The sequence below is a fragment of the Cognatishimia sp. genome (assembly GCF_964229375.1).
In the GTDB taxonomy this organism is placed as follows: domain Bacteria; phylum Pseudomonadota; class Alphaproteobacteria; order Rhodobacterales; family Rhodobacteraceae; genus Cognatishimia.
In genome coordinates this window covers 1-11689 of the sequence record NZ_CAXREH010000164.1, presented here as the reverse complement: position 1 = coordinate 11689, position 11689 = coordinate 1, and the positions used below count along the sequence as shown (strand labels likewise).

The 11689-nt window shown below is 57.0% G+C and carries 9 protein-coding genes and 1 pseudogene; 2 read left to right on the top strand and 8 right to left on the bottom strand.

Annotated elements, in window-relative coordinates; translation table 11 throughout:
- The coding region (locus ACEQWH_RS12425) for a DUF2793 domain-containing protein (RefSeq protein WP_370231345.1) at window positions 1-715 on the bottom strand (715 nt) is incomplete at its 3' end.
- Between the two features lie 191 nt (window positions 716-906).
- Here ACEQWH_RS12425 and rfbA point away from each other — a divergent pair.
- Entirely contained in the window at window positions 907-1797 is an 891-nt protein-coding gene (rfbA, locus tag ACEQWH_RS12420; protein ID WP_370231343.1) for a glucose-1-phosphate thymidylyltransferase RfbA, read from the top strand.
- Between the two features lie 72 nt (window positions 1798-1869).
- On the opposite strand, the gene ACEQWH_RS12415 is transcribed toward rfbA, so the two are convergent.
- From ACEQWH_RS12415 to ACEQWH_RS12395, 5 genes are all read right to left on the bottom strand, one after another.
- On the bottom strand, window positions 1870-3264 hold the full coding sequence (locus ACEQWH_RS12415; protein WP_370231342.1) for a TRAP transporter large permease: 1395 nt from the start codon (window positions 3262-3264) through the stop codon (window positions 1870-1872).
- Window positions 3265-3270: 6 nt separating this feature from the next.
- A complete protein-coding gene (locus ACEQWH_RS12410; RefSeq protein ID WP_370231340.1) occupies window positions 3271-3936 on the bottom strand; it encodes a TRAP transporter small permease in 666 nt (221 codons plus the stop codon).
- Between the two features lie 89 nt (window positions 3937-4025).
- On the bottom strand, window positions 4026-5030 hold the full coding sequence (locus ACEQWH_RS12405; protein ID WP_370231338.1) for a DctP family TRAP transporter solute-binding subunit: 1005 nt from the start codon (window positions 5028-5030) through the stop codon (window positions 4026-4028).
- A gap of 240 nt (window positions 5031-5270) precedes the next feature.
- Entirely contained in the window at window positions 5271-6494 is a 1224-nt protein-coding gene (locus ACEQWH_RS12400; RefSeq protein ID WP_370231336.1) for a sigma-54-dependent transcriptional regulator, read from the bottom strand.
- Window positions 6491-8212 carry an ATP-binding protein gene (locus ACEQWH_RS12395; protein ID WP_370231334.1) on the bottom strand — a complete coding sequence of 574 codons (1722 nt, stop codon included), beginning with the start codon at window positions 8210-8212 and terminating at the stop codon, window positions 6491-6493. The genes ACEQWH_RS12400 and ACEQWH_RS12395 overlap by 4 nt, the downstream gene beginning before the upstream one ends.
- 106 nt (window positions 8213-8318) lie before the next feature.
- Between ACEQWH_RS12395 and ACEQWH_RS12390 the strand changes: the two genes are divergently transcribed.
- Window positions 8319-9704 (top strand): FAD-binding oxidoreductase, encoded by a 1386-nt coding sequence (locus ACEQWH_RS12390; protein ID WP_370231333.1) that lies wholly within the window; start codon window positions 8319-8321, stop codon window positions 9702-9704.
- Window positions 9705-9748: 44 nt separating this feature from the next.
- On the opposite strand, the gene ACEQWH_RS12385 is transcribed toward ACEQWH_RS12390, so the two are convergent.
- Both ACEQWH_RS12385 and ACEQWH_RS12380 read right to left on the bottom strand, forming a co-directional pair.
- Complete coding sequence (locus tag ACEQWH_RS12385) at window positions 9749-11251, bottom strand: aldehyde dehydrogenase family protein (protein WP_370231331.1); 1503 nt, start codon at window positions 11249-11251, stop codon at window positions 9749-9751.
- Window positions 11252-11263: 12 nt separating this feature from the next.
- Window positions 11264-11689 (bottom strand): annotated as a pseudogene (locus tag ACEQWH_RS12380) (ACP S-malonyltransferase); the annotation flags it as partial.

Here is an 11689-nt window from a genome sequence, read left to right as displayed (position 1 = left end):
GGTTGCCCGGCGCATAGCCATAGTCTGCCCGCATCAATCGCCCAGCTGTGGTGTCTGTTGGCGATTGCATCACCGCTTCGCCAGACACAACGCCACCTGCCTCAAAACGCAAGGCATCGACCCAGCTCAAGCCATCTGCTGAGACTTTAACCGTCAACTCGTCTGTGCCAGTCGTGCCAATTTCAGCGCGGCCGGAAAACCCGGTTTGGAACAAGAGACTTGCGGTATCCGCAGTAGAATTCTTGTTCAGTGTCATCCGATGCCCTGCGCCATCATGCGAAAACAGTGAGGTATTTCCCTGCAAGATCAGCTGGTTGTTAATATCAGGTGCCGCATTGACCGCCAGTCGAGTCGCCTGCACCGCACCTTCGCTTTGGGTTTCCCAGAGATTGCCCGACGAAAGCGTCGCAACCGCGGCCTCGTCCACAACATAGGCGCGCCAACCGGGACGTGGGGTGATGAACCAATAAGCGCCGCCCTCAAAAATCGCGATGTCGCCGTCTTGTCCAGCCCAAAGACCTGTAGCGGAAGGCGCCACAATATAGCGGTTTCCTTCGACGTCGTTTGCGGGCGGTGCAGTCAGGCTTCGGCTTTGCACGGCAAGCTGCACAGCGATGTCCAACAGACGGATCGCCTCATTATGGGTGACGTGTTTCTGCGCCTGTGCCGCTTGAATATAGGGCAGGGCAAGTATTGGAGAGGTCTCGATGGGCATGGGTGGCTCCGGCTTTGTTTGAGGCAAAGCTGCGGACGTGATCTTGCGAAATGATTGGGGATGCGGTCGCTACAATGGCGTTGGATGCAACGTATTGCCCGCGCCAGTGTCAGGATTTCCCGAGTTTTCCTTGCCAAAGCGACGGGTTACTGGGCACAAGAAGACACAGGCATATCAGTAGGCAGACGGTCATGGCACAACGCAAAGGTATCATTCTGGCAGGCGGCACCGGATCGCGGCTGTTCCCAATCACCAGCGGTGTCTCAAAACAGCTTCTGCCGGTCTACGATAAGCCCATGATTTATTACCCGATTTCGGTGCTGATGCTGTCTGGCATCCGTGAGATCGCGATGATTACAACACCGCAGGATCGTGACCAGTTCGAGCGGGCATTAGGCGACGGGAGCCAGTGGGGCGTCTCGCTGACTTACATCGAACAGCCAAGCCCTGATGGTCTGGCGCAGGCCTATATTCTTGCCGAGGATTTTCTGGATGGCGCGCCCAGTGCGATGATCCTTGGTGACAACCTGTTTTTTGGCCATGGCCTGCCTGTCCATCTGGCGCAAGCCAGCGCACAGGCCGAGGGGGGCACCGTCTTTGGCTATCGGGTGACGGACCCGGAGCGCTATGGTGTTGTCGACATCAACGCCGAAGGGCAAGTCACTGCCATTATTGAGAAACCCGAGGTTGCGCCTTCGCCCTATGCGGTCACCGGTTTGTATTTTCTGGACGGCACCGCATCCGCCAAGGCCAAGGCGGTCACGCCCTCTGCGCGCGGTGAATTGGAAATCACCTCTTTGCTGGAAATGTATCTGGCCGAGGGCAGCTTGACGGTTCAGCAATTGGGCCGTGGTTTCGCTTGGTTGGACACGGGAACCTACGCCAGCCTTCTGGATGCGGGGAACTTTGTGCGGACCTTGTCGGAACGTCAGGGCGTTCAGGTTGGCTGTCTTGAAGAGATTGCGTTTGAACAGGGCTGGATCGACCGCGACGCGCTGGCCGCACGTGCCGAGCTTTATGCTAAGAATGCCTACGGTGCCTATCTGAAATCCGTGCTGAACGAGACGTTGAAGATCAAGTAAGCACGAGGCAAAGAACAAAAAAAGCCGCGCGATCCGGAAATCGCGCGGCTTTATTGGTTTAGGGTGACCTGACTACTTCAAAATCAACTCAGGCCCCATGATCGTATTCGGCAGGAATGTCGAAATCGCCGGAATATAGGTGATCATGATCAGGAAGATGAACAGAACACCAAGGAACGGCAGCGCTGCGCGCACAACGCTCATCATCGGCATTCCGGCCACGCCAGAGGTCACAAAGAGGTTCAGACCAACCGGAGGCGTGATCATCCCGATCTCCATGTTCACAACCATGATGATCCCCAAATGGATCGGGTCAATGCCCAGCTCGATCGCAATTGGGAAAACCAGCGGGGCCACGATGACCAAAAGGCCGGATGGCTCCATGAACTGACCCCCGATCAGCAGGATGATATTCACCACAACCAGGAACATCACAGGGCCAAATCCGGCGGACAGCATCGCATTGGCAACGGCCTGCGGGATCTGCTCTTCGGTTAGAACGTGCTTCAGGATCAAGGCGTTGGCGATCACGAACAGCAGGGTCACTGTCAGTTTGCCCGCTTCAAACAGCGTCTTGCGGGTGTCTTCGTGGAACCAGGCTGTGATGATCGCCTGAGGCGCCTGCAGGATGGATTTCCGCTCTTGCCCGTCACGCGCCGCCAATGGGCCCATATCGCGATAGATAAAGCAGGCGACGAAGAACGCATAGACAGATGATACGGCCGCCGCTTCGGTCGGGGTAAAGAACGCGCCTGTGACGCCGGGGATGCCATAGATCCCGACCATGATGATCACGATCAGCAGCAGGCCCCAGGAGGCATCGCGGAAGCTGGCACCAATCTCGCCCCAGCCTTTCCACTCGCCTTTGGGCATGTTCTTGATCCGCGCCATGACATAGATCGCAACCATCAGCATCAGACCCGCCAGAAGGCCCGGGATAACGCCGGCAAGGAACATCCGACCCACAGAGACTTCGACCGCGGCCGCATAAACCACCATAACAATGGACGGCGGGATCAGAATGCCCAATGTGCCCGCGTTACAGATCACGCCTGCCGCGAATTCCTTGGTGTATCCCGCTTGACGCATCGCTGCGATGACGATTGTCCCGATGGCCACAACCGTAGCCGGAGAAGACCCCGACAAGGCCGCGAACATCATGCAGGCAAACACGCCCGAGATCGCCAGACCACCACGCAAATGGCCAACGCAAGCGATCGAGAAACGGATAATCCGCTGCGCCACGCCGCCGGTGGACATAAACGAAGAGGCCAAGATGAAGAATGGGATCGCCAGAAGGGTGAAGTGCCCAACAAACGCCTGCATCATGGTCTGCGCAATCGATGCCAGGGAGGTATCGCTGAAGATCAACAGAAACAGGATAGAGGACATACCCAAGGACACAGCGATGGGGACGCCGATCATCAAAAACCCGATGACCAGCAAAAAGAGAAATAGGACGGACATGGTCAGTTAGTCTCCGATTTGTGCACGAGCTTCATCGATCTCGTCTTCGACTTCGTGGCTTGCGACGATGCGATCGCTTTCGCCTTTCCAGACGGAGATGCCTGCCTGCACGAACCGCAGCAGCAACAGCGCCGAGGAAATAGGCAGCACGATATAGGGGATCATACGCGGCATTTTGTTATAGGATTCGCCTTCGTTAAAGACGTCTTCCATCCATTTCAGAATGCTTGGGTGCGGGATGTCGTCCAGCTCGTACCAGCCCTTGGCAAGAAACTTGTCTTCAAAGCCCAGCGGGAACCAGCGGCCTTCGGTCTTTGGCAGGTTCGCGAAGTTCGCCCAATAATCCCAGCTGCCTTTAAGCAGCAGAAACGAAAAGGCGATACAGACAGCGATAGCAATCAGCCCGGTGATACGGCGGCGGCTTTCGGACATGCCATTGATCATGACATCTACGCCAAGATGCGCGCCTTTCTTGACCGCATAGGATGCGCCCAACAGGACAAGCCAGCCAAACAGAAAAACCGTCGCTTCCAGGCCCCAGAGAATGTTTGAATTAAACCCTTTGCGTGCAACGACATTCGCGAAAGTTAGCAATGTCATAGCACCTAGGAGGGCCGCGATGAGGTTTTCTTCGAGCGTGTCGATAAACCCACCAGATGGTTTCGACTGCATGTCCCAACTCCTTATTTGAGTGGCCAAGTTGCCATCAGGCACAAAAAAAGAGCCCGCCCAGGGGACGGGCCCTTTCACGTTACATCAAATTACATGCTCGCGTTAATCGCTTGCGCTGCGTCGATGTTTTCTTGACCAACGTCGCCTTTGAACTGCTCCCAAACCGGCTTCATGGCTTCAACCCAAGCTTGACGCTGTTCTGGGGACAGTTGACGTACAACGCCACCTGCTGCGATGACCGCTTGTTTGGCTTCTTCGTTCACGGCGCTGGATTCTGCGTTCCGGGTCGTGGTCACTTCGTCAAGAATTGTCAGGAACTGATCACGCACGTCCGCGTCCAGACCGTCCAGCCACTCTGTCGAGGTTACGACCAGATAGTCGATGATGCCGTGGTTGGTTTCGGTTGTGCCGTCCTGAACTTCGAAGAACTTCTTACCAAAGATGTTGGACCAGGTGTTTTCCTGACCGTCCACAACACCCTGTTGCAGCGCGCCGTAAACTTCAGAGAAGGCCATTTTCTGTGGGCTGCCGCCGATGGCTTCCATTTGTGCAACCAGAACGTCAGAGGACTGAACGCGGAAGCGCAGGCCGTTGGCGTCGGTCGGTGCGACCAATGGAACGTTTGCTGACATTTGCTTCATGCCGTTGTGCCAGAATGCCAGACCTTGCAGGCCGCGGCGCTGCATCGAGTCTTTCATAGCCTGACCCGCGTCAGACGCTTGGAACGCGTCCACTGCATCGACGTTTGCAAACATGAATGGCAGGTCAAACAGGCGGAATTGCTTGGTGAAGGCTTCGAACTTGGACAGCGAAGGAGCCGCCAGTTGTACGTCGCCCTGAAGCAGCGCCTCAAGAACCTTGTTGTCATCATAAAGGGTCGAGTTCGGGAAGACTTCCATACAAGCCTTGCCGTTCATCTCTTCGTTCACACGCGATTCCAGCAGGGATGCGGCGATGCCTTTAGGGTGTTTGTCGGTGTTGGTGACGTGGCTGAATTTGATAACCACTTCGCCTGGATCACAAGCGCCGGATGCTGATGCGGCGGTTGCGCCAAACGCGATCGTAGCCGCTACGGCTGCAGTGATGAATTTCATAGTGTTTCCTCCCAAGTGATACACACTTTAGCAGACAGGAATTCTGTCCCTGCCATAGTGAATGCCACAGTTAATGATGCGACAAGTGAAACTGTTGAATTTAATTGTTTTGCGAATTTTCCGTTTTTTAACAAGGCCTAAGAAGGGCGTTGAGACGGTCAGTGGCTTTCGCATTTTGAGCTGTGTGCGAAGTTTCGCACAATGGATATCGCAGGGTGTGCGGAATTCCGCACAGATCCGTTAGCGGTAAAGCTCGGCCCGAATCTCGTGGCGCGCCAGTTTGTCATAAAAGGTTTTGCGCGGCAGCTTGAGGGCCTTTGCTGCTTCGGTTGCATTGCCGTGAAACCGTTTCAGCGCATCGGTCAGCAAAGAGCGCTCGACGCGCGCCAGCTGTTCGGCCAGCCCAAGATCCGCGCCACTCTCCCCATCTGACACCCCAAGCGTGAACCGCATGGCGGCATTCATCAGCGCCCGCGCGTTCCCGGGCCAATCCTGCGCCATCAACGTGCTGATCGTGTCGGGCGTAATCTGAGGTGCGCTGGTGCCAGCCTGTTCCGCAGCGATTGTCACATAGTGACGAAACAGCTCTGGAATATCCTCTGGGCGCTCTTTCAGTGACGGTACCCGCAGCGTCATCACGTTCAGACGATAGAACAGATCGCTGCTAAACCCTGCGCCGTCCTGAAAGAACGCGGGGCTTTCATAGGTGCCGCCTATGATGCGAGGAGCCGTAGGGGCGTCCATGGCATCGGTCAGGGCAAATTGCACGTCCTGGCGCAGCGTTGATATCTCGTCCAAAAACAGCGTGCCGCCCTCGGCAAGCTTTAAGACGTCGGCCAGACTGTCTGGCGTCAGGCTTGCAGCTGCCCGTTTCTGAAACGCAGCGGAAGAGTTTTCTGACAACAGATGCACCACTTCGGCCACTTTCGAGTTGCCTGATCCTGGCGCACCAAAGATCAAAACATGCGTCCCCGCTTTCGCGGCCTTGCGTGCTTGCGATCTAAGCCCTTCGGCCAGGGTGGATGTGCCAAACAAAAGCCGCGATGCGGCATCGCCTTGTTCGACCTGACGCTTCAGGACGCGGTTCTCCATCACCATGTGGCGCGCACGCTGCGCGTTCTCCACCACGGTCAGAAAGTCCTGCGTCTCGCAGGGTTTCTCCAGAAAATTGATCGCTCCGGCCTGCAAGCCTCGCACCGCCATCGGTATGTCACCTTCGCCTGTCAGCAGAACCACAGGCAGGTCAGGATCAATCCCACGCGCATAGTGAAGCAGATCAAACCCATCCTTGCCGGGCATGCGAATGTCGCTGACGATCACGCCTGAGAAATCGACAGTGATGTGATCTTTCGCCTCGATGTAACTGGCGGCCAGCGTCACGTCATAACCCGCCAGCATCAGGGTCTGGCCCAACGCGTCGCGGACTGCGCGGTCGTCATCCACCAAAAGAACAGATCCGCTCATGTTTTGCCCTCGCTTGCTGCCAGTTCGACGGTAAAGATCGCACCGCCCTCTGGTCTGTTTTTGCCCGTGATCGCGCCGCCAAAGCTTTGCACCAGACCATAGGAAATGGACAGGCCCAGCCCCATGCCTTCGGATTGTCCGACTTCTTTCGTGGTATAGAAGGGATCAAAGATCTTGTCCGCATCATCCAGCCCGGGGCCTGTGTCGCTGACCGAGACGGTAACGTGCTGCTGGTCGGACGAGACGATGATCGCGAGGTGTTTTTCGTCGCGTTGAACCATCGCGTCAGCAGCGTTTGAGACAAGGTTCATAAAGACCTGCTGCAGACGCACTTCGCCGCCACGTACCCAGATATCCTGCTTTGGTCCTGTGCGGGTCACAACGACATTCTCGGTGTTTAACCGCGGCTCTGACAGCTCCAGAACCGCATCCAGTACGTCGTTGATGTTCACATCCGTAACCGGCTCGCTTTCTTGACGTGCAAAGGCGCGCAGGTTTTTGATGATCCGCCCCATACGATGCGAAAGCGCGCTGATGCGGGTGAAATTCTCAGCCGCTTCCTTGGGGCTTTCACGCTCCAGAAACAGCGATCCATTGTCGGCAAAAGACCGAATTGCCATCAATGGCTGGTTCAGCTCGTGGCTGATACCGGCCGACATTTGCCCCAAGGCGGTCAGTTTTCCAGCCTGAATAAGATCTGCTTGCGCCTTGCGAAGCGCTTCTTCGGCCTCTTGGCGTTCAGCAATTTCGTGGCGCAGGTTAACGTTCACAGCCGTCAGCTGCGCGGTGCGGGCGGTGACGCGTTGTTCCAGCAAAAGGTTGTCGCGCGCCAGCACCCGCCTGCGTTCACGCGCGAGGTACAGAAAAGCGCCAAAGGTGATGCAGACCGCCGCCGCAACCAGCGCCTGAAGTGCAGCCAGTCGTTCCGCAGGTGCGGTTGAAATCAAGGTGTGGCCGGTCATGCCGACGATAGGGCGGGGCAATTGCATATAAAGAGCACGGCTGGGCAAATACCGCGTGTCTGGCAGGCTCCAGACGGTATTCGTGCCAATCGTGCGTACGCGGTTGGGGGCAAACACCTCTGGTGTCGGAGTGGTGGCGAAGTCTTCAAACAGCACCTCAGAGCGGTTGGTCACAAAAACGCTGTCGTCCTCGTCTGTGAACAGAACAACCTGCGGGGCAGAGCGCCAGTCGGATTCCTCGATGGTCTCCATGTCGACTTGAACCATAACCGCGCCCGATGGTTTGCCATTAACCCTGACGGGGGCCATGAATGAAAAAATCCGCCGGTTTGCTTCGTCAACAAAATGGGTAAATCCCATAGCGCCGGTCATGGCGCGATTGAAATTTGCCATATGGCTCAGATCATAACCGGGCGTGCTGTCTGCTGACGCCAGAACGACGCGACCCTTTGCGTCCAGCAGGCCGACCTCTAGCGCCCCTGTGCTGTCGGCAGAGCGTGTAAACAAGGGCAAAATCTGCTCTGCAGGGATGGCGCCGCTGGTGACGGCCACAGCTTGCGGGTGGTGTGCGATCAGATCTGCAAGCTGGCGAAACCGTGCCAACTGACCCACCAAACGGTCAGAGGCAGATTGCAGGTAAACGCGGCCCTGATTGGAAACCCCCGTCAAAGCCGTACGATAGCCAACGTTCCAGATCACGCCGGCAAAAATGGCCACCGCGATCAAAAACAATATGATTGTCAGGCTTCTACGCACACAGCTCCCCTTTGCGCGCCACCATATGAGCAAGCGCAATCAAGGCACAAGACCTCTTGTCTTTACGGCCGCAATGTCCATGATCTGCGCAGATACGGAGGCAGACATGGCGCTAGATACAATTGAAACGGTCATTGCAGAGCTACGGACTTTGCTCGGCGACAGGCTCTCAACCGGCAGTTCGGTTCGCAATCTGCACAGCCATGACGCAGCTCATGCGACGCCCGTGCAGCCGGATGCGGTCGCGTTCCCTGACTCAACTCAAGAGGTGTCAGAGATCGTCAAAATCTGCGCGCGCTATAAATGTCCGGTGGTTCCTTTCGGCGTGGGAACGTCCCTTGAAGGCCAAGTCGTGCCCGTGCACGGCGGAATTTCGATCGACACAAGCCGCATGAACAAAGTGCTTAAGGTAAATCCCGAGGATCTGGATGCAGTCGTGCAACCGGGGGTGACCCGCAAACAGCTGAATACAGAGCTGCGCGCCACCGGCTTGATGTTCACCGTCGATCCCGGCGCCGATGCCACTCTGGGCGGCATGGCCGCGACCCGCGCTTCTGGCACGAACACCGTACGCTATGGCACCATGCGGGAAAACACGCTGGCGCTCGAAGTGGTGCTCGCGGATGGCACGATAATCGAGACCGGAACCCGCGCGCGGAAATCTTCGGCAGGGTATGATCTGACCAAGCTGATGATCGGCTCTGAGGGGACTTTGGGCATTATCACCAAGCTGTCCGTTCGGCTTTATGGCCAGCCAGAAGCCATTTCGGCAGCGACCTGCGCCTTTCCGTCAGTCGAAAACGCCGTCAATTCGGTGATCCTGGCCATTCAATCCGGGCTGCCAATGGCGCGGATCGAATTGCTGGACGAGGTGCAGATGAAGGGTATGAATATCTATAATCCCGATATGAACTTCCCTGAAAAACCGCATCTTTTCCTAGAGTTCCACGGATCTGAGGCCGGTGTCGCCGAACAGGTCGAAGCCTTTGGCGAGATCGCGGGCGACTTTGGCGGCGAGGCATTTCAATGGGCCAGCAAGACCGAAGACCGCAACCGGCTTTGGGACGCACGCCACAATGCCTATTATGCCGCCATCAGTCTGCGCCAGGGCGCGCGGCCGGTGGTCACCGATGTCTGTGTGCCGATTTCTGAACTGGCAAAGGCGATCAATCAAACCAAGGCCGAAATTGCCGAGGCGGGACTTTTGGCGCCTGTTGTCGGGCATGTGGGGGACGGCAATTTCCACCTGTCGATCCTGATCGATCCCGAGGACCCCGAAGAGTACAAGAAAGCCAAAGATCTGGCCGCGTCCCTCAGCAGAATGGCCTTGGAACTGGATGGAACCGTCACCGGCGAACATGGGGTGGGTACCGGAAAAATGCCCTATCTTATGGCAGAGCATGGGGCGGGGTTGAACGTCATGGCGACGATCAAGAAAGCGCTGGATCCGGACAATATCATGAACCCTGGAAAGATGATCCAGATCAACTAGAATACGGCCCGCAATCGCGGGCCGTTTCATTTTGAATCAACGGCTTAGAAGTCGAACTTGATGCCTTGTGCAAGTGGCAGCTCGCGCGAATAGTTCACCGTATTTGTCTGGCGACGCATGTAGCCTTTCCATGCGTCAGATCCGCTTTCACGGCCGCCACCGGTGTCTTTTTCACCCCCGAACGCGCCCCCGATTTCAGCACCCGATGGGCCGATGTTGACGTTGGCGATCCCGCAGTCAGAGCCAGAGGCCGACAAGAACTGTTCGGTCTCGCGCACGTCGGTTGAGAAGATACAGGAACTCAGGCCCTGAGGCACTTCGTTCTGCATATCGATGGCTTGCTCCAGCGTCTTGTATTTCACGACATAAAGGATCGGCGCAAAGGTCTCGTGGTGCATGATTTCGCTTTGGCTTGGCATCTCGACAATCGCCGGATGCGCATAGGCCGCGTCAGCGTGGGTGTCGGTCAGTGCTTGGCCGCCACCGTGCACGGTGCCGCCCTCGGATGTGGCTTTTTCAAGCGCTGCATCCATGGCGCGCAAGGACTGATCGTCGATCAACGGTCCAACAAGCGTGCCGTCTGCCAATGGATCACCAATCGGCAGTCCTTCGTAGGCTTTGATCAGACGAGGCACCAAGGCGCCATACACGTCCTCATGCACGATCAGACGCCGCAGCGTGGTGCAGCGCTGACCTGCGGTGCCCACCGCAGAGAAGACAATCGCGCGCAGTGCCATTTCCAGATCGGCGGATGGGGCCACGATCATCGCGTTGTTGCCGCCCAGCTCAAGGATTGTGCGGCCCAGACGTTTGGACATATCCGCGGCAACGGCGCGCCCCATGGGAACCGACCCGGTTGCAGAAATAATCGCGACTTTCTTGTGGGCCGTCAGAGCTTCGCCCAACTCGCGCTCGCCAATCAGAACTTGCGTCAGACCGTCGGGCGCATCCTCGCCAAACTGGGCCGAGACGCGTTCACAGATTTTCTGAACAGCCATCGCCGTCAATGGCGTTTTCTCAGACGGTTTCCAGATAACTGGGTCACCACAAACCAATGCGAGGGCAGCGTTCCAGCACCATGGCGCGACCGGAAAGTTAAACGCGGTAATGATGCCGCAGGTGCCCATCGGATGCCAGGTTTCACGCATCGCGTGGCCCGGTCGCTCTGATGCAATCGTCAGACCGTACAGCTGGCGCGACAGGCCGACTGCGAAATCGCAGATGTCGATCATCTCCTGAACTTCGCCCAGACCTTCTTGCAGGATCTTGCCGCATTCCAGAGTGACCAAGGCCCCCAGATTGTCCTTTTCACGGCGCAGTTCTTCGCCCAGCAGTCGCACGTATTCGCCGCGACGCGGGGCAGGGACGGTGCGCCACTTAAGGAAAGCGTCATGCGCTTTTTCAATCATCGCATTGGCGTCGGTGACGGAATGCTCTGTAAGTTTCGCGATTTCGGACCCGTCAACAGGGGTGGTCACAGACAAGCTGCCCCCCGTCAGGTCCGCGTCGGTAAAGCCCGATGCTTTCAGGATCTCAGTATGAGACATGGTTTTCTCCCTCTAAGTGGCCAGACGACGCTGGTCGTCTAGTCCCATGGACACAAGCAAAGGGCCTGCATCCTGTTTCTGTTTAAAAGTGGCTTTGTTGGACATGCCCTGCCAGTCCACAAGGATCAGCGACTGAGCAATGGCACCCCCAAGGGTGGTGCCGGGGCCGGTGACGATGAAAAGGTCAGGGGCGAACTCGCGCGCGGCGGTTTGGATCGCGCGCGAAAAATCATAAGTTTCAGTGACTTGTTGACCCAGTGTATAGTCCCATAGGGCCTCAAGATCACATGCACCGGGCCACCAGATCTGGCCACGTCCGTCAATCATTGGACAGTCAGGTTGCTGAAACAACGTGGCCGGCAACGCCGCGCGGCCCCGCTCGGACACGGGCGTTTGCAGTCCAGAATGAAAGGCCGCATGGTTGCCAAGCCGCATCGG

What these genes read in the sequence shown, in the direction of transcription:
- rfbA (WP_370231343.1), top strand. Translation starts at nt 907, where the DNA reads ATGGCACAACGCAAAGGTATCATTCTGGCAGGCGGCACCGGATCGCGG.
- ACEQWH_RS12415 (WP_370231342.1), bottom strand. Translation starts at nt 3,264, where the DNA reads ATGTCCGTCCTATTTCTCTTTTTGCTGGTCATCGGGTTTTTGATGATC.
- ACEQWH_RS12410 (WP_370231340.1), bottom strand. Translation starts at nt 3,936, where the DNA reads ATGCAGTCGAAACCATCTGGTGGGTTTATCGACACGCTCGAAGAAAAC.
- ACEQWH_RS12405 (WP_370231338.1), bottom strand. Translation starts at nt 5,030, where the DNA reads ATGAAATTCATCACTGCAGCCGTAGCGGCTACGATCGCGTTTGGCGCA.
- ACEQWH_RS12400 (WP_370231336.1), bottom strand. Translation starts at nt 6,494, where the DNA reads ATGAGCGGATCTGTTCTTTTGGTGGATGACGACCGCGCAGTCCGCGAC.
- ACEQWH_RS12390 (WP_370231333.1), top strand. Translation starts at nt 8,319, where the DNA reads ATGGCGCTAGATACAATTGAAACGGTCATTGCAGAGCTACGGACTTTG.
- ACEQWH_RS12385 (WP_370231331.1), bottom strand. Translation starts at nt 11,251, where the DNA reads ATGTCTCATACTGAGATCCTGAAAGCATCGGGCTTTACCGACGCGGAC.